This window comes from Streptomyces sp. NPDC087263, assembly GCF_044744645.1.
GTDB lineage: Bacteria > Actinomycetota > Actinomycetes > Streptomycetales > Streptomycetaceae > Streptomyces.
On record NZ_JBIUYT010000018.1, the window covers coordinates 15,881 to 39,192 of the forward strand.

At 69.7% G+C, this 23,312-nt stretch carries 20 protein-coding genes and 1 pseudogene; 10 read left to right on the forward strand and 11 right to left on the reverse strand.

All coding sequences use genetic code 11. The annotated features are described in order from the left end of the window. Positions 1-196: 196 nt before the first annotated feature. The 6 genes from ACIPC1_RS38545 (at position 197) to ACIPC1_RS38570 (ending at position 6,502) form a co-directional block, all read left to right on the forward strand. Complete coding sequence (locus ACIPC1_RS38545) at positions 197-967, forward strand: DeoR/GlpR family DNA-binding transcription regulator (protein WP_402526015.1); 771 nt, start codon at positions 197-199, stop codon at positions 965-967. Between the two features lie 125 nt (positions 968-1,092). Beyond that, positions 1,093-2,463, forward strand: a complete 1,371-nt coding sequence (locus ACIPC1_RS38550) for an ABC transporter substrate-binding protein (protein WP_402526017.1) — start codon at positions 1,093-1,095, stop codon at positions 2,461-2,463. Further along, on the forward strand, positions 2,460-3,398 hold the full coding sequence (locus tag ACIPC1_RS38555; protein WP_402526019.1) for a carbohydrate ABC transporter permease: 939 nt from the start codon (positions 2,460-2,462) through the stop codon (positions 3,396-3,398). Before ACIPC1_RS38550 ends, ACIPC1_RS38555 begins: the two co-directional genes overlap by 4 nt. Continuing rightward, entirely contained in the window at positions 3,398-4,258 is an 861-nt protein-coding gene (locus tag ACIPC1_RS38560; RefSeq protein ID WP_402526021.1) for a carbohydrate ABC transporter permease, read from the forward strand. The genes ACIPC1_RS38555 and ACIPC1_RS38560 overlap by 1 nt, the downstream gene beginning before the upstream one ends. Continuing rightward, positions 4,255-5,244 (forward strand): zinc-dependent alcohol dehydrogenase family protein, encoded by a 990-nt coding sequence (locus tag ACIPC1_RS38565; protein ID WP_402526023.1) that lies wholly within the window; start codon positions 4,255-4,257, stop codon positions 5,242-5,244. The genes ACIPC1_RS38560 and ACIPC1_RS38565 overlap by 4 nt, the downstream gene beginning before the upstream one ends. Positions 5,245-5,329: 85 nt before the next feature. Then, positions 5,330-6,502, forward strand: a complete 1,173-nt coding sequence (locus ACIPC1_RS38570) for a TerD family protein (RefSeq protein ID WP_402526150.1) — start codon at positions 5,330-5,332, stop codon at positions 6,500-6,502. A gap of 251 nt (positions 6,503-6,753) precedes the next feature. On the opposite strand, the gene ACIPC1_RS38575 is transcribed toward ACIPC1_RS38570, so the two are convergent. After that, positions 6,754-7,320 carry a TetR/AcrR family transcriptional regulator gene (locus tag ACIPC1_RS38575; protein ID WP_402526025.1) on the reverse strand — a complete coding sequence of 189 codons (567 nt, stop codon included), beginning with the start codon at positions 7,318-7,320 and terminating at the stop codon, positions 6,754-6,756. 133 nt (positions 7,321-7,453) lie between these two features. Here ACIPC1_RS38575 and ACIPC1_RS38580 point away from each other — a divergent pair, with 133 nt between their 5' ends. Further along, positions 7,454-8,938: an MFS transporter gene (locus ACIPC1_RS38580; RefSeq protein WP_402526028.1), complete on the forward strand. Its 1,485-nt coding sequence runs from the start codon at positions 7,454-7,456 to the stop codon at positions 8,936-8,938. Between the two features lie 31 nt (positions 8,939-8,969). On the opposite strand, the gene ACIPC1_RS38585 is transcribed toward ACIPC1_RS38580, so the two are convergent. The 5 genes from ACIPC1_RS38585 to ACIPC1_RS38605 all read right to left on the reverse strand — a co-directional run bounded on the left by ACIPC1_RS38585 (position 8,970) and on the right by ACIPC1_RS38605 (position 15,942). After that, positions 8,970-9,986, reverse strand: a complete 1,017-nt coding sequence (locus tag ACIPC1_RS38585; RefSeq protein WP_402526030.1) for a 1-aminocyclopropane-1-carboxylate deaminase — start codon at positions 9,984-9,986, stop codon at positions 8,970-8,972. 84 nt (positions 9,987-10,070) lie between these two features. After that, positions 10,071-10,739, reverse strand: coding sequence for a GntR family transcriptional regulator (locus ACIPC1_RS38590; RefSeq protein ID WP_402526033.1), 669 nt, complete (start codon positions 10,737-10,739; stop codon positions 10,071-10,073). Between the two features lie 80 nt (positions 10,740-10,819). Then, on the reverse strand, positions 10,820-12,403 hold the full coding sequence (locus tag ACIPC1_RS38595) for a TROVE domain-containing protein (RefSeq protein ID WP_402526035.1): 1,584 nt from the start codon (positions 12,401-12,403) through the stop codon (positions 10,820-10,822). A gap of 480 nt (positions 12,404-12,883) precedes the next feature. Further along, positions 12,884-14,329: an alkaline phosphatase PhoX gene (locus tag ACIPC1_RS38600; protein ID WP_402526038.1), complete on the reverse strand. Its 1,446-nt coding sequence runs from the start codon at positions 14,327-14,329 to the stop codon at positions 12,884-12,886. A gap of 176 nt (positions 14,330-14,505) precedes the next feature. Further along, positions 14,506-15,942: a hypothetical protein gene (locus tag ACIPC1_RS38605; RefSeq protein ID WP_402526040.1), complete on the reverse strand. Its 1,437-nt coding sequence runs from the start codon at positions 15,940-15,942 to the stop codon at positions 14,506-14,508. 348 nt (positions 15,943-16,290) lie between these two features. On the opposite strand from ACIPC1_RS38605, the gene ACIPC1_RS38610 reads away from it, so the two are divergent. After that, on the forward strand, positions 16,291-18,114 hold the full coding sequence (locus ACIPC1_RS38610) for an endonuclease/exonuclease/phosphatase family protein (protein WP_402526042.1): 1,824 nt from the start codon (positions 16,291-16,293) through the stop codon (positions 18,112-18,114). Positions 18,115-18,176: 62 nt separating this feature from the next. On the opposite strand, the gene ACIPC1_RS38615 is transcribed toward ACIPC1_RS38610, so the two are convergent. The 4 genes from ACIPC1_RS38615 to ACIPC1_RS38630 all read right to left on the reverse strand — a co-directional run bounded on the left by ACIPC1_RS38615 (position 18,177) and on the right by ACIPC1_RS38630 (position 20,513). Beyond that, positions 18,177-18,914, reverse strand: a complete 738-nt coding sequence (locus tag ACIPC1_RS38615; protein WP_402526045.1) for an SRPBCC domain-containing protein — start codon at positions 18,912-18,914, stop codon at positions 18,177-18,179. A gap of 5 nt (positions 18,915-18,919) precedes the next feature. Beyond that, the gene (locus tag ACIPC1_RS38620; RefSeq protein WP_402526048.1) at positions 18,920-19,543 is read right to left on the reverse strand and encodes an ArsR/SmtB family transcription factor; all 624 of its coding nucleotides are present in this window, start codon (positions 19,541-19,543) and stop codon (positions 18,920-18,922) included. 131 nt (positions 19,544-19,674) lie between these two features. Beyond that, positions 19,675-20,382: a hypothetical protein gene (locus tag ACIPC1_RS38625; protein WP_402526050.1), complete on the reverse strand. Its 708-nt coding sequence runs from the start codon at positions 20,380-20,382 to the stop codon at positions 19,675-19,677. Next, positions 20,379-20,513: a hypothetical protein gene (locus tag ACIPC1_RS38630; RefSeq protein WP_402526053.1), complete on the reverse strand. Its 135-nt coding sequence runs from the start codon at positions 20,511-20,513 to the stop codon at positions 20,379-20,381. The genes ACIPC1_RS38625 and ACIPC1_RS38630 overlap by 4 nt, the downstream gene beginning before the upstream one ends. A gap of 172 nt (positions 20,514-20,685) precedes the next feature. Between ACIPC1_RS38630 and dapA the strand changes: the two genes are divergently transcribed. Both dapA and ACIPC1_RS38640 read left to right on the forward strand, forming a co-directional pair. Further along, positions 20,686-21,591, forward strand: coding sequence for a 4-hydroxy-tetrahydrodipicolinate synthase (gene dapA, locus ACIPC1_RS38635; RefSeq protein ID WP_402526055.1), 906 nt, complete (start codon positions 20,686-20,688; stop codon positions 21,589-21,591). Positions 21,592-21,640: 49 nt separating this feature from the next. Next, positions 21,641-22,143 (forward strand): annotated as a pseudogene (locus tag ACIPC1_RS38640) (hypothetical protein). 59 nt (positions 22,144-22,202) lie between these two features. Here ACIPC1_RS38640 and dapD read toward each other — a convergent pair. Beyond that, positions 22,203-23,192 (reverse strand): 2,3,4,5-tetrahydropyridine-2,6-dicarboxylate N-succinyltransferase, encoded by a 990-nt coding sequence (gene dapD / locus ACIPC1_RS38645; RefSeq protein ID WP_402526057.1) that lies wholly within the window; start codon positions 23,190-23,192, stop codon positions 22,203-22,205. Positions 23,193-23,312 lie beyond the last annotated feature (120 nt).

Below are 23,312 nucleotides of genomic sequence, written 5' to 3' on the forward strand. Positions count from 1 at the left end.
CAGGTCCGCCGCGGGCACCCGTGACGTGAAACGGGCCCAGCCGGGCACCATCGGGCATGCAACAGACCTGGTCAGTGGCCGATACCCGTTGTAGAACTTCCCTACAAGGATCCACCGGGCCCGAACGGGCAGTGCGCGGCGTCGCGCACACACCGGGAGCGGTCGCGTACACCGGGCAAGGGAGCGGGTGACGGCCATGGCAGCCATGACGGCGGAGGAGCGGCAGCGCGAGATCGTCCGGGCCGCCCGCCGCGCGGGCTCGGTCGACGTCACCGCACTCGCCACCGAACTGGGCGTCGCGAAGGAGACCGTACGGCGGGATCTGCGCACGCTTGAGGACCACGGCCTGGTACGCCGCACCCACGGCGGTGCCTATCCCGTGGAGAGCGCCGGCTTCGAGACGACGCTCGCCTTCCGCACCACGAGCCAGGTGCCCGAGAAGCGCCGGATCGCGGCCGCCGCGGCCGAGCTGCTCGGGGACGCCGAGACGGTCTTCGTCGACGAGGGGTTCACTCCGCAGCTCATCGCGGAGGCGCTGCCCAGGGACCGGCAGCTGACGGTGGTCACCGCATCCCTGGCCACCGCGGGCGCGCTCGCCGAGGCCGACAACACGAGCGTCCTGCTGCTCGGCGGCCGGGTCCGCCCCGGCACACTGGCGACCGTGGACCACTGGACGACGAAGATGCTCGCCGGTTTCGTCATCGACCTGGCGTTCATCGGCGCCAACGGCATCTCCCGCGAACACGGCCTCACCACTCCCGACCCGGCGGTCAGCGAGGTCAAGGCCCAGGCGATACGGGCCTCCCGGCGCACGGTCTTCGCGGGCGTGCACACCAAGTTCGGCGCAGTCAGCTTCTGCCGGTTCGCCGACGTCAGTTCCCTGGAGGCGATCGTCACGAGCACGCTGCTTCCGAGCTCCGAGGCCCACCGGTACTCACTACAGGGCCCGCAGGTCATCCGAGCCTGAGATCGAGTCCGAGAAACAAACCCACCCCCGTTCACCGAGTCTGAAAACCCCACTCACCAAACCCCCGGATACAGCACACCTACCGCACCCCTTATCTCCCCATACGTCTAGTCCAGGAGTGATCCATGCGAACCCCGAGCCGACGGAGGCCGCGCGCACTGCTCGCCGCGGCCGCCGCAGGGACGCTGCTCACCCCGCTGCTCTCCGGCTGCTGGACCGGAGCGGGCGGGGCGGGCTCCGGCGGGAACTCCATCAACGTACTGATGGTGAACAACCCGCAGATGGTCGAGCTTCAGAAGCTCACCGCCGCCCACTTCACCAAAGAGACCGGCATCAAGGTGAACTTCACCGTGCTGCCGGAGAACGACGTCCGCGACAAGATCAGCCAGGACTTCGCCAACCAGGCGGGCCAGTACGACGTCGCCACGCTCAGCAACTACGAGATCCCGATCTACGCCAAGAACGGCTGGCTGCACGAGATGGACTCGTACGTGCAGAAGGACAGCGCCTTCGACGAGCAGGACATCCTCGCCCCGATGCGGGAGTCCCTCACGGCCGAGGACGGCAAGCTCTACGGGCAGCCGTTCTACGGCGAGTCGTCCTTCCTGATGTACCGCAAGGACGTGTTCGCGGAGAAGGGCCTCACGATGCCGGCCCATCCCACCTGGGAGCAGGTCGCGGACCTCGCGGCCCAGGCCGACGGCGCCGAGTCGGGCATGAAGGGCATCTGCCTGCGCGGCCTGCCCGGCTGGGGCGAGGTGATGGCCCCGCTCACCACCGTCGTGAACACCTTCGGCGGCACCTGGTTCGACAAGGACTGGAACGCCCGGCTCGACTCCCCCGAGTGGGAGGCGGCCACGAAGTTCTACGTGGACCTCGTCCGCGAACACGGTGAATCGGGCGCTCCCCAGTCCGGCTTCGCCGAGTGCCTCAACAACATGACCCAGAGCAAGACGGCCATGTGGTACGACGCCACCTCCGCCGCGGGTTCACTGGAGGCGGCGGACTCCCCGGTCAAGGGCAAGATCGGCTACGTACCCGCGCCCGTGGAGAAGACCGACTCCTCCGGCTGGCTCTACACCTGGGCCTGGGGCATCCAGGACGCGTCCAGGAACCCGGACAAGGCCTGGAAGTTCGTCTCCTGGGCGTCAAGCAAGGAGTACGAGCAGCTGGTCGGCGACGAGATCGGCTGGTCCAACGTCCCGGCAGGCAAGCGCGCCTCGACGTACACGAACGCCGACTACCTCAAGGAGGCCGGCGCCTTCCAGGAGATGACCAAGGAGGCCATCGAGGGCGCCAAGCCCACCGACCCCGGAGTGCAGCCGCGCCCCGCGCCCGGCATCCAGTTCGTCGGCATCCCCGAGTTCACCGATCTCGGCACCAAGGTCTCCCAGGAGATCAGCGCGGCCATCGCCGGACGCCAGTCCGTCGAGTCGGCCCTGAAGAAGTCCCAGAGTCTCGCCGAAGAGATCTCGAAGGAGTACGAGGGACGATGACCGCCACGACAACAGCCCCCCTGGCCGCCGCTTCGGCGCCCGCCACCCGCAAACCGCCGTCCGACCGGATGCGCGCCTGGGCCACTCGCGCCCCTCTCCTCCCCGCTCTGATCTTCATGGTCGTCGTGACCCAGCTCCCCTTCGTGGCCACGGTGGTCATCTCCTTCTTCGACTGGAACTCCCTCTACCCGAACGCGCGCCAGTTCACGGGCTTCGGCAACTACACGGACGTACTGTCCGACGCCGACCTGCGCCACTCGGTCTGGACGACGATCCTGCTGACCGCGACCGTGGTCCTGGTCAGCCTGGTCCTCGGCCTGGCTCTGGCCCTGCTCCTGGACCGCAAGTTCCGCGGCCGGGGTCTGGTCCGCACACTCCTCATCGCACCGTTCCTGGTGGTCCCGGTCGCCGCGGCCCTGCTCTGGAAACATGTGCTCTACAACCCGGAGTACGGCCTCTTCAACGGCTTGCTGCACTATGTGGGCGGCCCACAGCCGGACTGGATCTCCAACACTCCGCTGCTGGCCGTCGAGGCGTCCCTCGTCTGGCAGTGGACGCCCTTCATGATGCTGATCCTGCTCGCGGGACTGCAGAGCCGCGACCACCAGCAGATCGAGGCCGCCAAGGTGGACGGCGCCAACGGCTGGCAGGTCTTCCGCTACCTCACGCTCCCCCACCTGCGCCGCTACCTCGAACTGGGCGCCCTCCTGGGCTCGATCTACATCGTCCAGAACTTCGACGCGGTCTTCACCATCACCTCGGGCGGCCTGGGCACGGCGAACCTCCCCTACACCGTCTACCAGAGCTTCTACCAGGCCCACGAGAACGGCCTGGCCTCCGCCGCCGGCGTGCTGGTCGTCATCGGATCGATCATCATCGCGACCTTCGCGCTGCGCGTGGTCTCGTCCCTGTTCCGCGAGGAGGGGTCCCGCTGATGGCCACTACAGCGACACCCGCACGTACGGTTCCCCCTCGCCGCAAGCGGGGAGCGGGCCTGGGCCTGGTCGCCTGGCTCCTGGGAATCGTCTTCTTCCTCCCCATCGCGTGGATGGCCCTGACGTCCTTCCACTCCGAGACGGACGCGGCGACCAACCCCCCGTCCTTCGGGGCGGCCCTCACCCTCGACGGCTACCGCGAGTTCTTCGGCACGGGTGGCGGCGCAAGCCCCTGGCCCGCGCTCCTCAACTCAGCCACGGCGTCACTGGTCTCCACCCTCTTCGTCCTGCTCCTCGCCTTCCCGGCGGCGTACGCGCTCTCCATCCGCCCCGTGAAGAAGTGGACGGATGTCCTGTTCTTCTTCCTGTCGACGAAGATGCTGCCGGTCGTGGCGGGCCTCCTCCCGATCTACCTGTTCGCCAAGAACACCGGAATGCTGGACAACATCTGGCTCCTGGTCATCCTCTACACGTCCATGAACCTGCCGATCGCGGTGTGGATGATGCAGTCCTTCCTCGCCGAGATCCCGGTGGAGGTGATCGAAGCGGCCCAGATCGACGGCGCGAAGCTGCCGACGATCCTGGCACGGGTGGTGGCCCCCATCGCACTGCCCGGCATCGCCGCCACGTCCCTGATCTGCTTCATCTTCAGCTGGAACGAACTCCTCTTCGCAAGGGTCCTCACCGGCGTGGTGGCCGAGACGGCACCCGTCTTCCTGACCGGCTTCATCACCAGCCAGGGCCTGTTCCTGGCGAAGGTGTGCGCCGCGTCGCTCGTCATCTCCCTGCCGGTGCTCGCCGCGGGGTTCGCCGCCCAGGACAAACTGGTCCAGGGTCTGTCGTTGGGAGCCGTGAAATGAAGGCCGCAGTCATCGAGTCCGTCGGCCGCGCCGTGGTGTCGGAGGTCCCGGATCCGACGCCGGGCCCCCGAGAGGTCGTCGTCGAGGTCGCCGCCTGCGGCCTCTGCGGCACCGATCTGCACATCCTCCAGGGCGAGTTCGCGCCCAAGCTGCCGATCGTGCCGGGTCACGAGTTCGCGGGCGCGGTGGTCGGCGTCGGCACCCAGGTCACGGAACTCTCGGTCGGCGACCGGGTGGCCGTGGACCCCTCCCTCTACTGCTACGAGTGCCGCTACTGCCGTACGGGCCACAACAACCTCTGCGAACGCTGGGCCGCGATCGGCGTCACCACAGCCGGCGGAGCCGCCCAGTTCGCCGTGGCCCCCGTGGCCAACTGCGTCAAGCTCCCCGAGCATGTCCGCACCCAGGACGCGGCCCTCGTCGAGCCGCTGTCCTGCGCGGTACGCGGCTACGACGTCCTACAGTCCCGCCTGGGCGCCCACGTCCTGATCTACGGCTCCGGGACGATGGGCCTGATGATGCTGGAGCTGGCGAAGCGCACGGGCGCGGCAAGCGTGGACGTGGTGGACCTCAACCAGCAGCGCTTGGCGACGGCCCAGCAACTGGGCGTCTCCTCCTCGGCCACGAACGCCGACGAGCTGGACCGCCCACAGGGCTGGGACCTGGTCATCGACGCGACCGGCAACGCCGCGGCGATCCAGGACGGCCTGGAGCGCGTCGCGAAGGCCGGCACCTTCCTCCAGTTCGGAGTGGCCGACTACGCGACGAGGGTCACGATCGACCCGTACCGCATCTACAACCAGGAAATCACCATCACCGGCTCCATGGCAGTGCTGCACAGCTTCGAGCGGGCTGCGGAACTGTTCGCGACCGGTGTCCTGGACCCCGACATCTTCATCAGCGACCGCCTGCCCCTGGACCAGTACCCCCAGGCGCTGGAGCAGTTCGCATCGGGCGTGGGAAGGAAGATCGTCGTGGTGCCGTAGGGACGAATGGGGGCGCCTTGGCCAATTCTCCGCTTGGTAAGGGAACGGTAAAGCGCCCCCGCTCGTTACCCCAGTCATGACAGCTATGACCCCCGGCTCGAACATCCCTCTCCCCGTCGCCCGCGTGACGGTGGACGTCGCCGCCCCGGTGCGGCTCGACGTGTCGAGCCTGCTGCTCACCGCCGACGGCAAGGTGCGCTCCGACGACGACTTCATCTTCTTCAACCAGCCCACGGGCCCGGGAGTGACGTACCGCTCGGGCGGCGGCACGGCTCCTGACACGATCACGGTCGACACGACCGCGGTCCCGCCGGGCATCGAGAAGATCGTCGTCACGGCGAGCCCGGACGCGGCGGGCCAGACCTTCCAGGGCATCGAACCCACGGCCACCATCCGCAACGCGGACGACAACTCCGTACTGGCGTCGTTCACCCCGCCCCAACTGGGCACGGAAACAGCCCTGGTGATCGTCGAGGTCTACCTCCGCAACGGCGCGTGGAAGGCCCGAGCGGTGGGCCAGGGCTACGCGAACGGCCTGGCGGGCATCGCCACGGACTTCGGCGTCTCGGTGGAGGACCCGGCCCCTGCCCAGCCGACAGCCCCCGCCGCAGCACGGCAGGTGACGCCCCCGCCGCCCCCGTCAGCGCCCCCCGCGCCCACCCCCGCCCCTCCCGCCTCCGGCAAGATCAACCTGGACAAGGGCCGGGTGAGCCTCCAGAAGAACCAGACCGTCTCCCTGGTCAAGGGCGGCCGCCCGCTGCTCTCCCAGGTCAAGATGGGCCTCGGCTGGGAGCCCGCGTTCCGCGGCAAGGACATCGACCTGGACGCCTCGGTCATCGCCTACGGCCCGCAGCGCAACCACATCGACAGCTGCTACTTCGGCAAGCTCTCCATCGTGAACGGCGCGATCAAGCACTCCGGCGACAACCTCACGGGCGAGGGCGGCGGAGACGACGAGGTGATCGTCGTGGACCTGGGCCGTCTCCCGCAGGAGGTCACGGGCCTGGTCTTCACGGTCAACTCCTTCTCCGGCCAGAAGTTCACCGAGGTCGCCAAGGCCTACTGCCGCCTCATCGACGCCGCCTCCGGCGAGGAACTGGTCCGCTTCGACCTCACCAGCGCCGAAGCCCAGACCGGCGTCATCATGGCCAAGCTCATCAAGCAGTTCTCCGGCGAGTGGGAAATGACCGCCCTGGGCGACTTCGTCAAGTCCCGCACAGTCCGCGGCATGGTCAAGCCGGCAGCCCAGTCCCTCTGAGACCAGGGCCGACACCGCCCACGGCCAACCCGCAGCCGGGACGCACCGGCAGCCGCAAGACCACGGAAGGGGGCGTGCCGGTACATCAAATGCCCGCATCCGAACGGATCGAGAGCACAGGTTCACCGATCAACCCCGGTTGATCCGTTCGGATGCGGGCGGATGTACCGGCGCGCCCCCGACCCACGCACCCCCCTTGGGCGAGACGAACTACGGCCGCAGGACCGACCCACCCCCGTGGGCGAGACGCGCTACGGCCGCAGCCCTTCCGTGAGCAGCGCCAGATACCGCCGGATGTGCTTCCCCTCGCCATTCGCCAGCTCCGACGCCGTAGCCACCCCATGGGCCAGCCGCAGCAGCTCGATCGGCAACACGTCCGCCCGCAGAGTCCCTTCCCGCTGGGCCCCCTCGACGAGCCGCGTGGCCGCCCCCTTCACCGAGGTCCCGCACGCCGCGAGCACGGCGGAACTCCCGTCCGCGACAGCCGCGCCGAGCAACGCCTTGAGCCCGCGGACCTCGATCATGGACACGCTCAGCTCGTTCAGCCACTCCACCAGCGCCTCGCCGGGCGGCAGTCGCGACGCGATCTCGTCCGCGCGAGCCGCGATCGCGTCGATCCTGTCGACGTAGACGGCCTCCAACAGCGCCTGCCGCGTCGGAAAGTGCCGGTAGAGCGTCCCGGACCCGACCCCGGCCTTCTTGGCGATGTCGTCGAGCGAGGCACCCTCCCCGTGCTCGCCGAAGGCGACCGCCGCCTCTTCGAGCAACCGCTCGTAGTTCCGCCGCGCATCCGCCCGCATCGGCTTGACCTGTGTCATTCAGATACTCCTTGCCAACCGGGGACTCTCTCCGTATCTTACCGAGAGTTAAACGGAGATAGTCCCCGCTTACTCCGCGGGCAGTCCGTGCTGCCCAGAGACCCACCCGGGGACACCAGACAGGGAGCATCCCATGTCCACCCCGTCCACCCGACCCACCAGCGCAGACCCACCCGGAACCGCACCCGAGGCGGCGCCCGATGCCACGCCACGCCGGCCGCCCAGGCCCAGGCTCGGCGCCACCCTCCTGGTCATAGTCACCGCCTACCTGATGGTCGGCGTCGACTCCACGGTCGTCAACGTAGCTCTGCCCGACGTCCAACAGGATCTCGACTTCACCCCCACGGGCCTCTCCTGGGTCCTCAACGCCTACACACTCACCTTCGGCGGCCTCCTGCTCCTCGGCGGCCGGGTCGGCGACATCGCCGGCCGCCGCCGCACCCTCACCTCCGGCGTCCTGCTCTTCGCGTTCGCCTCGCTGCTCGGCGGACTCGCCACCGAGAGCGGCTGGTTACTGGCGGCCCGCGCACTGCAAGGAGTGGGCGCCGCACTCACCGCCCCCAGCACCCTCGCCCTGATCACCACGAACTTCCCGGAGGGCCCCCGCCGCCACCACGCGCTCGGCATCTACACCTCGATGGCAAGCATCGGCGCCTCCATCGGCCTGGTCCTCGGCGGCATGCTCACCTCCTGGGCGTCCTGGCGCTGGGCCCTGCTGATCAACGTACCCATCGGGATCGCGGTGGCCCTCGCCCTGCCCCGCTTCGTGGCCGAAACCCCGCGCCACGCAGGGAGGTTCGACGCGGCGGGCGCACTCACCGGCACCGCGGGATCGGCCTCTCTCGTCTACGCGTTCATCCGCGTCTCGGAGGACGGCTGGACCGACACGCAGGCCCTGCTCGGCTTCACGACGGCGGCCGCACTGCTCGTGGGCTTCGCGCTCGTCGAGTCCCGGGCGGGCCAGCCGATCATGCCGCTGCGCCTCTTCCGCGACCGTAACCGGGCCGGCGGCTACGCGGCCGTACTACTGCTGCCCGCGGGGATGTTCGGCGCCTTCTACTTCCTCACGCTGTTCACCCAACAAGTCCTGGGATACGGCCCGTTGCGCGCCGGGATCTCCTTCCTGCCGCTCTCCCTGGGCGTCTTCGGGATTCTGCGCTTCGTCCCGCGACTCCTCCAGCGCTATGGCGCCAAGCCCCTGCTGATCACCGGCATGGCGCTGCTCGTCGCCTCGGGCGGCTGGCTCTGGCGCATCGACCCCGGCGACGGCTATGTCACCGGCCTGCTCGGCCCGCTCATCCTGATGGGCATGGGCGTCGGCATGAGCTTCATGCCGCTCAACGCGACGATCCTCGCGCACATCGAACCGCGCGACGCGGGCGCCGCATCCGGCCTGCTGCAAACCCTCCAGTGGCTCGGCGGCACCCTCGGACTCTCCGTGCTGGTCACGGTCTTCGGCACGGCGACCCGGCACGCGACCGGCTCCCCGTCCGCGATTCTCACCGAAGGCGCGGCCCGGGCGTTCGGCGTCGGCTCGCTGATCGCGGTGGCGGCACTGCTGGTCACGGCGCTGGCCATCACGGGAACCAAGCGACCTGCACGGAGCAGCACACCCTGAGCACTCTCGCAGAGACACCGCACGGGCATCCTCAGAACAGCGCGCTGTAGGCATTCAGGGCGGGCTGCCCGCCCAGGTGGGCGTACAGCACGGTCGAGTCCCGTCCGATCTCCCCCCGGGCCACCAGATCCACCATCCCGGCCATCGACTTGCCCTCGTACACGGGATCGGTGACCATCCCCTCCGTCCGTGCCGCAAGCCGCATCGCGTCCAGTGTGGCCTCGTCCGGAATCCCGTACGTGCCCGCGTGATACCGCTCGTCCAGCTCGACGTCCGCCTGGGTCAACTCCTTCTCCACACCGATGAGTTGACCCGTCCCGTGGGCGATCCGGGCGATCTGCTCACGGGTGCGGGCGGGCGCCGCGGACGCGTCGATGCCGATGACGCGCCGTGGCCGCCCGCCCGCCTCCTCCAGAGCGGCGAACCCGGCGACCATGCCCGCCTGGGTCGACCCGGTCACCGAACACACCACGACAGTGTCGAAGAAGGCGCCCAACTCCCGTTCCTGTTCGGCGACTTCGTAGGCCCACCCGGCGAATCCCAGCCCGCCCAGCGGATGATCGGAGGCTCCCGCCGGGATGGCGTACGGCTTGCCGCCCGCCTCCACCACCTCAGCCAGCGCCTGCTCCCAGCTCTCCTTGAACCCGATCCCGAACCCGGCCCGCACCAGCCGCACGTCCGCGCCGGCGAGCCGGCTGATGAGGATGTTGCCGACCTTGTCGTACACGGAGTCGGGCCACTCCACCCAACTCTCCTGCACCAACACGCACTTGAGCCCGGCCCGCGCGGCACAGGCCGCGACCTGACGGGTGTGGTTGGACTGCACCCCGCCGATGGATACGAGGGTGTCGCAGTCCTGCGCGAGGGCGTCGGCGATGAGGTACTCCAGCTTGCGCGTCTTGTTCCCGCCGTAGGCGACACCGGAGTTGCAGTCCTCACGCTTGGCCCAGAGCGAGGCACCGCCGAGGTGCTTCGTAAGCCGCTCCAGCGGATGCACGGGCGAGGGACCGAAGAGAAGCGGGTAACGGGCATACGAAGCAAGGGCCATGAGTCCTCCCGGATCAAATGTCAGGTCAGGAGCCGAGACCAGGTACCGAAACCAGGCATCAAGACCGGGTATCAAGACCAAGCGTCAAGACCAGGTATCAGACCGGGTATCAAGGCCGGCCATGCCATCGAGACCACGCCAGATCTCCGCGGTGACGCGGACGGCCTCATCCACATCGCCGACGGCACACGCGTCGATCAACTCGTCATGCAGCCCGGCCGAACGGCAGTTGCCGCCCTCGCCGAAGCGGCGCCGCTCCAGGCGCCGGATCAGCGGGCTGTACCGGGCGATGGTGGCGGCGGCGGCACGATTGCCGCTCACCCGGACCAGCACGTCGTGCAGCTCGTCGTCGGCACGCAGGGCGCCGTCCACGTCACCGTCCCGTACGGCGTCCGCGAACCGCACGTTGGAGTCCCGCATGGCGCCGATGTGCTCCGCGAGAAGCCGGGGTACGGCCGCCCGCGTGGCCAGCTCGTGCATGGCGCCGACGACGACGGCGGCGTCCCGTACCTCGGCGGCCACCACAGGGGTCACCCGTGTATAGCTCTGCGGTTTGGACTCCAGCAGCCCCTCGTCGACCAGCCGGGAGAAGGCGTCACGCACCGGCGCCCGCGAGAGACCGAGCAGTTCGGCAAGCTCGGCGTCCCGCACCACCGCGCCCGGTGCGAGGTCACCGGCCACGATGGCGTCCCTTATCGCCTCGTACGCACGGTCCCTGAGCAGGGTCCGACGCACGGGCTGTATCGCCTCCATGGACTGAAATGTTAGATGTCAGACCCTTCCCCGCACAAGGGTGCGACCCGCACCGAAGTACGGGCCGCACCCCATCGCACTCAGGACACCCAGGGCCAGTCGGCATCACGCGCCGACTCCAGCAACGGCACCATCCGGAACGCCGCGTCCGAGAGCCCCCCGAACGTGTGCCGGTTCCCGTGCCCGGACGGACCGTGCCCCGCCTGGTAACCGGCCAGGTTCCACGTATAGACCGGTACCTGCGCCGGGACCTGCTCGGTCGCGTCGCCGTAGTAGCTCGCCGCGGCCTGCTCGTCGGTGACGATCAGCACCCGGTCGTGCTTCTTGTAGTGCTGCCTGACCGCCTCGGTCGTGTTGGTGCCGCCGAGGTCGCCGAACCGCTCCAGCACCTTGAGCACCGACTCGCCCCGGCGGAACTTCACGCTCTTGCTGCTCGTACCGAACTCGACGAGATCCGCGTCCGCCGCCCGCAGCGCGAGCGCCGTACCGAAGATCGCCGCGGCGTCGGCCCGGTTGAGCTCCGAGCGGTCCGACAGCCGCGAGTAGAACATCGAGCCGGACCGGTCGACGAGGACGAGCGTCCGCCCCGGCAGCGCGGGCACGTTGGCCAGCGAGTGACCGAGCGCCTGCTCCAGCGGGTACGACCAGCGCAGCGAGGGCGCGTGCTGGTACGCGGCGAGATACCGGAAGGGGAACTGCCGCGAGCGCGCCACCTCCGCCGGGTCACTGATCCTGGCGGCGACCTGAGCCGCCACCTCGTCACTGACACCCGCCTCGTCGAAGTTCCGCAGGTTCCGCACCAGCGCCATCGCACCCATCGACGGAATGACGGCCTCCCAGGCCGCCTTGTCCATCGGCCCCTGAAGCCAGCCGGCCAGCACCTCCCAGGTCATGCCTGCCGCCGCGAGCCGCTCGGCACCGTCGGACGCGGTCACGACCGCGCGCCGCTCGGCGACGGGCAGTGCCATCAGCTCACGGTGCGCGATGAGCACGCTGTTGGACGCGGGCGGCACGGCAGTGTCCGGGTTGTGCCGCCGGTCCAGCGCGTACTGGAACAGCTCGCCCTGCCACGCCTTGCCGGGGTCCGGCGCCGCGTGCACCAGGTTGAGGATGTCGCCGAAGCGGTAACCCTTGGACGCGGTGTCGTACTTCAGCAGCGACTTGCCACTGTAGAGACGTCGTACGGCGTCGGCGATGCCCCGCTTGACGGGCTTGGGCACGTTGCGGCCATACCGCGCGGTCCAGTAGGCGAGCAGCTCGCCGGGCTCGTCGGGGCGTCGCAGCACGGAGTCGATGACCTGGCGGTTGGCCGGGCCGTCCGTCGCGCCCGCGTCGAGGCGCGCCTTCACGTACTCGGCGGCGCCCACGATGGAGGCCGTACGCAGGTTGCCCTCGCCGCGCAGCCAGCCGAGCAGGGCGGCCGTCCACGACGGGTCCGCGACGGCGAGCTCACGCAGCAGCGCGGCGAACCGGTCGTCGCGGTCCGCGCCGGTCTCGTAAAAGGTCTGCTGCGAGACGAAGTTGGCCACGGCGAGCAGGAAAAGCTCGGAGTGCTTGTCGCGCTCGCTGCCTCGGCCGCCCTGGAAGGTACGGAGCACGCGCCCCGTCGACGTCACACGCGAAGTGGACTGTGCCTTCGCGGACTTGGTGTTGAATCGCGCCATGGTGAATTCCCCCCGAATTCATTGGTGTATCGGAGGGAGGCGCAGCAAATGGAGCGTGCCCGAGTTCAGAGGTCGGCGACGGACTTATTCAGACGCTCTACCAAATTGAGCTACACCGACCCGAGGTCGATGACGGGATTTGAACCCGCAACCTTCCGATCCCAGAAGTAACCGTTGCCTTCGCACCGGGCACACACCATGAGCTGCGCCTCCCGAGATCAAGTCGGCGGCGGCCTGGATTCTGTTCGAAAGAAGTAGCCGCAGCCTGCGCACCGGGAGGTGCATGAAGTTGTGGTGTCCAGAGTTCAAGGCCGGCGGAACCGACGTAGGTGCTCTAACCCCTGAGCTACACCGGCGAGTTGTACCGGTGGCGGGACTCGAACCCGCGCCCGCCCCATTATCAGTGGAAGTAGGTCCTGCCTTCGCACCTGGACAAGCACCACTCTAAGAGGCGTACCGCGGGGCGGGCGAGCGAATTAACTAGCCGCGCTTCTGGCGCTTCCAGGGGCCCTTGACGGCCAGCATGATTCCCGGCACCTGGATGTTGGCGAACAGTGTCCTGCCGTCGGGCGAGAAGGTGACGCCGGTGAACTCGCTGTACTCCGGGGCCGCTTCGGTGCCGATGTTGAGTTCGTTGCGTGCGATCGGGTACGTACGGCCGCTGTCGGTGGCGCCGAACAGGTGCTGGATGCCCGAGCCGTCCTCGGCGATGACGAGGCCGCCGTACGGGGAGACGGTGATGTTGTCGGGGCCGTCCAGGGCGCCGTCGACGGAGGGGTCGGGGTTCACGCCGATCAGGACCTTCAGGGTCAGGGTGCGGCGCTTGGGGTCGTAGAACCAGACGGCGCCGTCGTGCGCCTGACCGGGGCTCTCGGTGCGGGCGTAGGAGGAGACGATGTACACGCCGCCGTCGCCCCACCACATGCCTTCGAGCTTGCGGGCGCGGGTGACCTGGCTGCCGGTGAACTGCTTGCGGACGGAGACGGTCCGGGCGTCACGGTCGGGAACGTCGACCCAGTCGACGCCGTACACCGTGCCGATCTTCGTGGCGCGCGAGAGGTCGTCGACGAACTGCCCGCCGGAGTCGAAGCACTTGAAGGCCTGTAGAGCGCCCGCGTCGTCGGCGAGGGTGCGGAGCTGTCCGTGGCCGTGCTCGAAACCCTGCGGCGGGGTCCAGCGGTACAGCAGCCCGTTGGGGCCCGAGGCGTCCTCGGTGAGGTAGAGGCGGCCGCGCTTGGGGTCGACGACGACGGCCTCGTGGGCGTAGCGGCCGAGCGCCTTGATGGGCTTGGGGTTCCTGTTGCGGCGGCGGTCCTTGGGGTCGACCTCGAAGACGTAGCCGTGGTCCTTGGTGAAGCCGTTGGTGCCGGCCTTGTCCTCGGTCTCCTCGCAGGTGAGCCAGGTGTCCCAAGGGGTGTTGCCGCCCGCGCAGTTGGTGGCGGTGCCCGCGATGCCGACCCATTCGGCCACCTTGTCGCCGCGCACCTCCACCACCGTGCAGCCGCCGGCCGCGGCCGGGTCGTAGACCAGGCCCTCGGTGAGCGGCACCGGGTGGGGCCACTGGGCGCGGGGGCCGGCCAGCTCGTGGTTGTTGACGAGGAGGGTGGCGCCGCTCGGGCCGTCGAAGGTGGACGTGCCGTCATGGTTGGACGGCGTGAACTCGCCCGACTCCAGCCTGGTCCTGCCGCTGTGGGTGATGACGCGGTAGGAGAATCCGGCGGGCAGCGCGAGCAGGCCCTTCGGGTCGGGGATCAGCGGTCCGTAGCCGACTCCGGAATGGTCCGCCGACCCCTCGGCCTCGCTCTCGGTCTCCGTGGAGGCGAGGGCGTTCGGCGCGGTGGCAAGGGCGCCGACGCTGCCGGCCAGTGCGACACCGGCGCCGGTGATCGCGGTCTGTCTGGCGAAGTCCCTGCGGGTGAGCGACATGGTGTCTCCTGTGACGGTCGGATGGGGACTGCCGTGGGGGTGTCGGACCTCGTATCGGCCACACGGTCCCGCCCGCGTCTGAACAGGAGTTGAACGGGCGTCGACTTCGGGGGACCCCCTTCCGTGAATCCGCCCGGCCGCGCCTCTTCTTCCTGCCGCCTCCTCCCCCTCCTCCCCTAACCCCCTTGCTGCGACCGCGCCTTGAACGCCGCCTTACGAGCCTCCTTGGCCACCTTCTTGTCCGGGTGCAGCCTGCCCATCGCCTCCAGCACGTCCGGCGTGGCCGGGTGTTCGACGCGCCAGGCGGCGGCGAAGAAGCTGCTGTGCTGCTGGGCGAGGCCCTCCACAAGAGCCTGCAACTCGGCCGAGTTGCCTTCGGCCGCGAGCTGCGCGGCCAGTGTGTCGATGGTGAGCCAGAAGACCATCGCCTCGGACGGAACGGGCACGTCGGCCGCCCCGTGCTCGCTCAACCAGACCCGGGCGAGCCCGCCCAGCTCGGCGTCGTCGAGGACTTCGCGGAGGGCGGGCTCCGCGTCCGTGCCGACGAGGGAGAGCGCCTGCTGACAGCGCAGGCGGCGCAGCGGGGCTCCGGCGTCGGCGCCGCGGGCCGCGGCGAGCAACTCCCGTGCGGAGGGCAGGGGTTCACGCCGGGCGAGCCACTGTTCGGTCTCGGCCTGTGCCGCGGCGGGCGGGAAGGCGGAGGTGCCGTCGAGGAGCTCGTCGGCCCCCTTGTCGGCGAGGTCCCCGACCGCGGGAGCGGCGAGCCCCGCTTCGAGGAGTCGTGCCCGGATCCCGTACAGCCCGAGGGGCGTCAGCTTCACCATCCCGTACCGCGAGACATCGGTGTCGTCGAAGGCCGCCTCGGGGTCCGCCGACTCCTCGTCGGGCTCCGCCATCAGCGCCTCGTCGACCGGCTGGAAGTCGACGATCCCGATGGGTTCGAGGAGCCGGAACTGGTCGTCGAGCCGCATCATCGCGTCCGACACCTGTTCCAGGACGTCGTTGGTCGGCTCCCCCATGTCGTCGGGGACGATCATCGACGCGGCGAGGGCGGGCAGCGGCACCGGACCGTCGCCGGGACCCTCCTCGCCCACGGTGAGCAGGTACAGGTTGCCGAGCACCCCGTCGAGGAACTCGGCCTCCGCCTCCGGGTCCCAGTCCAGGGAGGAGAGGTCGATCTCCCCGCCCTCGTCCATGGCGCCGACGAGATCGTCGAGGTCGGGCACGCTCGCGTCGGCCAGCACCGTTTCCAGCGCGCCGAGCCACACCGCGAGGACCTCCTGTGGTGCCCCGGAGGTGAGCAGTGCGAGGTCCTCGCCCGCGGTGACCGTGCCCTCCTCCTCGTCCACGATCTCGACGAGCCCGGTGTCCACGGCGACCCGCCAGGCCTCGCTGGCGAACGCGGCCGCCTCGTCGCCGGTGAGCCCGAGTTCGGCGGCGGCCTCCGGAAGCTGTTCCTCGGCGAGTTCGCCGCCCGCACCGACCCGGGTGTCCGGACCGGCCCAGCGGGCGAGCCCGGCGGCGCGGGAGAGCAGTGGGGCGGCGAGCGCGTCGCGCGCCAGTGCGGCTTCGGAGTGCAGCCGCACCGGCGGCAGGGGGGAGCTGTCTGACATCGGCTGGATTCTCCTCCGGGCAAGCAGGACATACGGTGCGGGCGGGCAGGGCGAGCCGGCTGCGCGGGCAGCGCTTGCGACACGACCGACACCGACAGTACAAGCGCCGCACCGACCGCTCAGCCTAGACGGATTTCGACCCAAGCCGCCCGGTTCATGTCCCCGCCGGGCGCCGTACACCACGGAAGCCTTGACAACTCCCCCGCTCACGCACGAGATTGACGCGCGTAGAAGTACGAGGGCCGCCGGCCCACCTGCTTCTACGCGCGTCACCACCTCACACGGGCCGCGCTCCCCCACCGCTTCACCCTCGTCCCGGCGCTCACGTACGTCCCCGGAGGGATTCCCTTGCCGAGCAGGAGAACCGCGCGCATAGGCGCGCTGACCGTCGCCGCGGTCTGTTCCACCGTTTCCGCCGTGGTGCTCACGACACCCGCCCACGCGGACACGATCCACATTCACGACATCCAGGGCACCACCCGGCTGTCCCCGTACGCGGGCCAGGCGGTCACGGACGTGGCGGGCATCGTCACGGGTGTGCGCACCTACGGTTCGTCGCGGGGTTTCTGGATCCAGGACCCGAACGCGGACGACAACCCGGCCACCAGCGAGGGCGTCTTCGTCTTCACCAGCTCCGTCCCGAAGGTCGCCGTCGGCGACTCGGTCACGGTGTCGGGCACGATCTCGGAGTACGTCCCCGGCGGCGCCGCGTCCGGCAACCAGTCGATCACGGAGATCACCAAGCCGGTGGTGACCGTGCTCTCCGGCGGGAACACCGTCCCGGCCGCCACGGTCGTGAGCGCGAAGTCGGTCCCGGCTCTCTACAGCGCCGACGGCGACACGGCCTCGGGCGGCTCGGTCAACGGCCTGACCCTGAAGCCGAAGAAGTACGCCCTGGACTACTACGAGTCCCTTGAGGGCATGAACATCCGGGTCTCCGACGCCCGTGTGGTCACCGCGACCGACCCGTACGCGGAGCTGTGGGTCACGGTGAAGCCCCACGAGAACGACAACCGCCGCGGCGGCTCGGTGTACGGCTCGTACACCTCGCAGAACACCGGACGCCTGCTGATCCAGTCGCTCGGCGCGACCGCCGACTTCCCGACCGCGAACGTGGGCGACGAGCTCACGGGCACCACCGCGGGCCCGCTCGACTACAACTCCTTCGGCGGTTACACCCTCGTCGCCAACCAGATCGGCACCCTGGAACCGGGCGGCCTGGAGCGCGAGACGACGCAGAAGCAGTCGCGCAGCGAGCTGGCCGTGGCGACGTACAACGTCGAGAACCTGGACCCGGGCGACGCGTCCTTCGCGGCCCACGCGTCCGCGATCGTGAACAACCTGCGCTCGCCCGACATCCTGTCCCTGGAGGAGATCCAGGACAACAACGGCGCGACGAACGACGGCACGGTCGCCGCCAACCAGACCGTGCAGAAGCTGATCGACGCGATCGTCGCGGCGGGCGGCCCGGCGTACGACTGGCGCTCCATCGACCCGGAGAACAACAAGGACGGCGGCGAGCCCGGCGGCAACATCCGCCAGGTGTTCCTCTTCAACCCCGAGCGCGTCTCCTTCACGGACCGCGCGGGCGGCGACGCGACGACCGCCGTCGGCGTCACGAAGGCGAACGGCAAGGCGGCCCTCACGGCCTCCCCCGGCCGTGTCGACCCGGCCAACACGGCCTGGACGACCAGCCGCAAGCCGCTCGCGGGCGAGTTCGTGTTCCGCGGCAAGACCGTCTTCGTGATCGCCAACCACTTCGCCTCCAAGGGCGGCGACCAGGGTCTGACCGCGCAGTACCAACCGCCGGCGCGCAGTTCGGAGACCCAGCGGCACCTCCAGGCGACCGCGGTGAACACCTTCGTCAAGGAGATCCTCGCGGCTCAGAAGAACGCGGACGTCATCACCCTCGGTGACATCAACGACTTCGAGTTCTCCGACACGGCGAAGCTCCTGGAGGACGACGGCGTGCTGTGGTCGGCGATCAAGTCGCTGCCCAAGAGCGAGCGTTACACGTACGACTACCAGGGCAACAGCCAGGTTCTCGACCAGATCCTGATCAGCCCGTCGATCCGCAAGGACGACTTCACGTACGACAGCGTGCACATCAACTCGGAGTTCAACGACCAGATCAGCGACCACGACCCGCAGGTGCTGCGGTTCGAGCCGTAACCCTGTGTACGGATGAGCCCGGCCCCGTCGTCCGGGGGGCCGGGCTCGTCCCATGTCGCGGGTCAGGCACCGAAGACGCCGTCCAGCCAGCCCTGCCAGGCGGTTTCGTTGCGCTTGCCGTCGGCGTCGGGCGCGAAGTCGTGGATGCTGATGCCCACCGGCGCGCCCCAGTGGTTGCGTCCGAAGAAGCGGATGAGGGCGTGGTCCGTGCGCAGCCCGATGAAGTACGCGTCGCGGTAGTCGAGTACGGCGTCCAGGAGCTGCCCCTCGGGCCCACGGGCCTGCACCCGCGCGCCCTCGGCGGTGTCGTCCGCGAGACCGAGCGCCTGTCCTACGGCGGTGAAGGCGTCAGACGCCTTGGACGCCTCGGGTCCGTCGAACATGGCGAAGGTGAGCGGGCGTCCGCCGAAGTGCGTCACGTACTCGCCCAGGGTGCGCAGGTAGAAGGCGTTGTGCTTGTTCGCGCCGTCGTACTGGTTGTCCCAGTCGTCGACGAAGATGCCGCTGTGCACATACCGCACCCAGGCCCGGCGGCCGCCCTCGCGCGGCTCGATGGTGTAGTCGAGCTGGTTGAGGGTCTGTTCGGAGATGCCGTCGACGTCCTCGACGCGGTTGATGTAGCGGTGCGGCGGATCCCAGGTCGTGATCGTGGACCCGAAGGGGCCGCTGCCGCCCTCACGCGGCTCGGGCGCCTCCATCGGCCACAGCCAGCCTCCGACGCCCTCGGTGATCGCGTCCCACACCTGCTCCGGCGTGGCGTCGATCTCGATCTCGTGGGCGCTCTCGAATTCCTTGGACATGGTGGTCACTCCTCGGTACTGATGGGCAGTTCGGCCGTCCGGATCTCGGGTTTGACCGTGGGGTGGAGCGCGACGACGATCCGGTGACTCCGGCCCCCCGCGGCGTCGGGGGCGTCGTACTTGCGGATCAGTCCGCTGACTCCCGCCGTCAGCTCCTCGATGAACGCGGCTCGGTCGGCCGCGGAACCGAAGGTCACCTCGCCGTCGAGCGCGTAGGTGGCGAGCCGCTTGCGCGCCTTCGCCGCGCCGGTGATCAGCGAACCGACGTCCCGTACGAGCCGGGCGCCGAGCGCGAGCAGCCAGCGGGCGGACAGCTGGTCGCGGAACCGGTCCGGGTCGGGCTGCACGGCGGCGAGCGCGAGCGGTGAGATCACGTACGACGCGGCGGTCGCGCGCATCAGCCGCTCGGTGACATTGCCCTTGCGGCGCTCGCCCGCCAGCTCGACCAGTCCGTGCCGCTCCAGCGTCTTGAGGTGGTAGTTCACCTTCTGCCGGGGCAGCCCGACCTTGCCGGCCAACATGGCGGCCGAAGCGGGGCCTGCGGCCAGCTCGGCCAGCAGCCTGGCCCTTATCGGGTCGAGCGAGACGGCGGCGGCCTCTGCGTCCTCGATCACGGTCACGTCCAACATGACTCCACCGTCTCACCGAACACTTTATTTGTCCAGACGGTTCGAGTTGTCGGCGGTGGCGTGGTGTGTACCGAACTCCAGTTCGATCCGATGGGCATATCTCAGCCGTCCGTCCCCACCCTGGCGGGCGATCAGCCGGACTGCGTCCCTCGCTCGTCAAGTCGGGCCAACTGGCTCTGGAACCAGTCGAGTCGGGCCTGCAACAGGGCCGCCTCGGCAACCAGCTCCGACACACCGAGCCCCGAGGACGCACCGAGCCCGGAGCTCGTACCAAGCCCGCCGGCCACGTCCACCGCACCACCGCCACCGGCGGCCCGGACCCGCAGCCCGTCCCCGGCCAGCCGCGCGAAGGTGGCGAGCGACAGCGACGTACGACCACGTACGCATCCCGCGCACGCGGCGGACAGGGCGCGCCACCCGGGCCGCCCCCAGCCCGCGTCGGCCAGCGCGCCGGCCACCGCACCGCATGCGCAGGGACCGACGGTCGCGGTCCGTACCCGCTGGCGGGCGTAGCGGAAGCCGCGTTCGAAGCGGATGTAGGCGCCCAGGACGGACACTTCGAGGAGGACGGCCGCTCGATGTTCGGCGGTGCACAACAGCGCCTCGGCCGTGGACCGTTCGTGCACGCAGTGGAAACCGCAGTCGCAACGGCGGTGCGGCGCGCGATGGCGCCGCCCGTAGACGCAGCCCGCCTCGTCCAGCACTCCGTACGGCAGTGCGCCACCCAGGGAGACGCCGGTGAACCCGGCCCGGGTGCCGTCCTGGGACAGCACCGGGTGGGCGATCTTGTATCCGGTCGGCGGCTCCGTCGGTCGTTCCTCGGGGAGCCGCAGCCTCATCGGGCGACCGGAACCTCTTCGGGCGCGGACGCCTCCAACTCCTGCATTTCCTCAGGAAGTCGGAGTTCCTCGTCCTGCGCGTGAACCTTCTCTTCCGCGACTCCGGTGGCGAGTGCCTTGCCGAGCCTCATGACGCCTCCCGCGATCTGCCGTCGATTTCCGTCCTCGCCATGGTGACCCATGAGGGCCCAGGTTGGCACTAGGGCCTCGCGCGGGCCACCCCCCAACCACGTAGCACCCCTTGCCAATACCTCGTAGAAGAATTAAGTGGAGCTTCACGATCGGGTTGCCGACACTACTCCTATGACAACCTCAGCCCACGGCACCGCGCCCTTCGGCCGCGCCCTCTGCGCCATGATCACGCCCTTCACCGAGGAAGGTGCGCTGGACCTCGACGGGGCACAACTGCTCGCCGACCGGCTGGTCTCCGAGGGCTGCGACGGCCTGGTCCTGTCCGGGACCACGGGTGAGTCGCCGACCACGACGGACGCGGAGAAGTCCGCGCTGGTACGGGCGGTCCGCGCGGCGGTGGGGGACCGGGCCCGCGTCGTGGCGGGCGTCGGTACCGCCGACACCCGGCACACCGTGGAGCTGGCGCTGGAGGCCGAAAAGGCGGGCGCGGACGGCCTGTTGGTGGTCACGCCGTACTACAGCAGGCCTCCGCAGGACGCGGTCGAGGCGCACTTCCGGGAGATCGCGGACGCCTCCGGTCTGCCGATCGCGCTGTACGACATCCCGGGCCGCACCGGCACCCGCATCGAGCCGGACACCATGATCCGCCTCGCCGACCACCCGAGGATCGTCGCGGTCAAGGACTGCGCGTACGACCTCCTGGGCACCCAGAAGGTGCTGTCCCGCACGGAGTTGGCGTACTACACGGGCTGCGACGAGTACATCCTCGCGATGCGTGCGATCGGCGGCAGCGGATACATCAGTACGGTCGCGAACGTGGCGCCCCGCCCCTTGCGCGCGATCCTGGACGCGTTCGACGCGGGGGTCACCGCCGACGCCGCCCGACTCCAGCAACGGGCCGTCCCGCTCATCGAGTTGATGATGTCGGCCGGTCTGCCCGGCACGGTCACGGCAAAGGCGGTCCTGAACACGCTGGGGCTGCCCGCCGGTCCGGTCCGGCCGCCGCTGCGACCCGCCGGACGCGAGGCGGTCGACGGGCTGCTGGCGGCGTACGAGGAGTTCGTCAGCGCCGGCTGAACTCCCGCGCTTCGGCATCCGTCGCCACCTTCTCGCCTACGGTGGCCCCGTGAGCCGACCCCTGCTGTTCCTCGACGTCGACGGCCCTCTCAACCCGTACGCGGCCCAGCGGGAGCGGCGACCCGAGGGCTATACGACGATCCGGGTGGCCCTGACTCCCGGCCGGCCTCTGCGCGTCTGGCTGCACCCCGAGCACGGCCGTGTCCTCCTCGGCCTCGGCTACGAACTGTGCTGGGCCACCACGTGGATGGACTCCGCCAACCGCTGGATCGCCCCGGTCATCGGCCTCCCCGAACTCCCGTACGTCGATTTCACCGGTGCCCTGTTCGCCGAGCGGCCCGACGGGTGCACTGGAAGACTGAGCGGATCGTGGCGTACGCGGACGGCCGCCCCTTCGTCTGGGTGGACGACGAACAGAGCCCGGCCGACGACACGTACGTCGGCGCCCACCATGCCGGGCCCGCGCTGCTGCACCACGTCAATCCCCGACTCGGGCTGCGCGAGGGCGACTTCGCGGTGCTGGCGGAGTTCGCGACGGCGCTGCGCGCATAAGGCAAGTGCCCTCCGGCCGCGCAGGCAGGAGGGCACTCGACCAGGGCTTGGGGCCCAGGTCAGTTGTGGCTGTGGAGGACCTCGTTGAGGCCACCCCACACCGCGTTGTTCGGGCGCGCCTCGACCGTTCCGCTGACCGAGTTGCGGCGGAAGAGGATGTGGGAAGCGCCGGAGAGTTCGCGGGCCTTGACGATCTGGCCGTCGGGCATGGTCACGCGGGTGCCTGCGGTGACGTACAGCCCGGCCTCGACGACGCACTCGTCGCCGAGGGCGATGCCGACGCCCGCCTCCGCGCCGATCAGGCAGCGCTCGCCGATGGTGATACGGACGTTGCCGCCACCGGACAGGGTGCCCATGGTGGAGGCGCCGCCGCCGATGTCGGAGCCGTCGCCGACCACGACGCCGGCCGAGATACGGCCCTCGACCATGGAGGTGCCGAGCGTGCCGGCGTTGAAGTTGACGAAGCCCTCGTGCATGACGGTGGTGCCGTCGGCGAGGTGCGCGCCGAGCCGGACGCGGTCGGCGTCGGCGATGCGGACGCCCTTCGGCGCGACGTAGTCCGTCATACGCGGGAACTTGTCGATGGACGTCACGGCCAGGTGGAGGCCCTCCGCCCGGGCGTTCAGGCGCACCTTCTCCACGTCGTCCACGGCGACCGGGCCGAGCGAGGTCCAGGCGACGTTGGCGAGGTGGCCGAAGATGCCGTCCAGGCTCTGGCCGTGCGGCTGGACGAGGCGGTGCGAGAGCAGGTGCAGGCGCAGGTAGGTGTCGTGCGCGTCGAGCGGCTTCTCGTTCAGCGAGGCGATGACCGTACGGACCGCGACCACCTCGACACCACGGCGGGCGTCGGGCCCGATGGCCTTCGCGGCGCCCTCGCCGAGCAGCTCCACGGCACGCTCGGCGGACAGCCGCTCGGTGCCGGAAGGGCCGGGCTCGGCAGCGAGCTCGGGGGCGGGGAACCAGGTGTCCAGGACAGTGCCGTCGGCGGCGACGGTGGCAAGCCCGGCGGCAACGGCGCCGGTGGTACGGGGTGCAGTCGTGTCGGTCATAGGGGAAACCTAACCGGCCGGGGGCCGGGGATGCGAACCAGCGTGCGGGGCGTCTCAGCTACCGGGCGGTCACCGTGAGCCGAGCATGACCGGAGCGCCGCGGCTCACGGAATCACCCGC

Excerpts from the sequence above, each read along its gene's own strand:
- ACIPC1_RS38630 (WP_402526053.1), bottom strand. The coding sequence starts at position 20,513 with ATGAGGCTCGGCAAGGCACTCGCCACCGGAGTCGCGGAAGAGAAGGTT.
- dapD (WP_402526057.1), bottom strand. The coding sequence starts at position 23,192 with ATGACCGACACGACTGCACCCCGTACCACCGGCGCCGTTGCCGCCGGG.
- ACIPC1_RS38585 (WP_402526030.1), bottom strand. The coding sequence starts at position 9,986 with ATGGCCCTTGCTTCGTATGCCCGTTACCCGCTTCTCTTCGGTCCCTCG.
- ACIPC1_RS38565 (WP_402526023.1), top strand. The coding sequence starts at position 4,255 with ATGAAGGCCGCAGTCATCGAGTCCGTCGGCCGCGCCGTGGTGTCGGAG.
- ACIPC1_RS38615 (WP_402526045.1), bottom strand. The coding sequence starts at position 18,914 with ATGTCCAAGGAATTCGAGAGCGCCCACGAGATCGAGATCGACGCCACG.
- ACIPC1_RS38605 (WP_402526040.1), bottom strand. The coding sequence starts at position 15,942 with ATGTCAGACAGCTCCCCCCTGCCGCCGGTGCGGCTGCACTCCGAAGCC.
- ACIPC1_RS38550 (WP_402526017.1), top strand. The coding sequence starts at position 1,093 with ATGCGAACCCCGAGCCGACGGAGGCCGCGCGCACTGCTCGCCGCGGCC.
- ACIPC1_RS38555 (WP_402526019.1), top strand. The coding sequence starts at position 2,460 with ATGACCGCCACGACAACAGCCCCCCTGGCCGCCGCTTCGGCGCCCGCC.
- ACIPC1_RS38595 (WP_402526035.1), bottom strand. The coding sequence starts at position 12,403 with ATGGCGCGATTCAACACCAAGTCCGCGAAGGCACAGTCCACTTCGCGT.
- ACIPC1_RS38575 (WP_402526025.1), bottom strand. The coding sequence starts at position 7,320 with ATGACACAGGTCAAGCCGATGCGGGCGGATGCGCGGCGGAACTACGAG.
- ACIPC1_RS38560 (WP_402526021.1), top strand. The coding sequence starts at position 3,398 with ATGGCCACTACAGCGACACCCGCACGTACGGTTCCCCCTCGCCGCAAG.
- ACIPC1_RS38620 (WP_402526048.1), bottom strand. The coding sequence starts at position 19,543 with ATGTTGGACGTGACCGTGATCGAGGACGCAGAGGCCGCCGCCGTCTCG.
- ACIPC1_RS38580 (WP_402526028.1), top strand. The coding sequence starts at position 7,454 with ATGTCCACCCCGTCCACCCGACCCACCAGCGCAGACCCACCCGGAACC.
- ACIPC1_RS38590 (WP_402526033.1), bottom strand. The coding sequence starts at position 10,739 with ATGGAGGCGATACAGCCCGTGCGTCGGACCCTGCTCAGGGACCGTGCG.
- ACIPC1_RS38600 (WP_402526038.1), bottom strand. The coding sequence starts at position 14,329 with ATGTCGCTCACCCGCAGGGACTTCGCCAGACAGACCGCGATCACCGGC.
- ACIPC1_RS38570 (WP_402526150.1), top strand. The coding sequence starts at position 5,330 with ATGACCCCCGGCTCGAACATCCCTCTCCCCGTCGCCCGCGTGACGGTG.
- dapA (WP_402526055.1), top strand. The coding sequence starts at position 20,686 with ATGACAACCTCAGCCCACGGCACCGCGCCCTTCGGCCGCGCCCTCTGC.
- ACIPC1_RS38545 (WP_402526015.1), top strand. The coding sequence starts at position 197 with ATGGCAGCCATGACGGCGGAGGAGCGGCAGCGCGAGATCGTCCGGGCC.
- ACIPC1_RS38625 (WP_402526050.1), bottom strand. The coding sequence starts at position 20,382 with ATGAGGCTGCGGCTCCCCGAGGAACGACCGACGGAGCCGCCGACCGGA.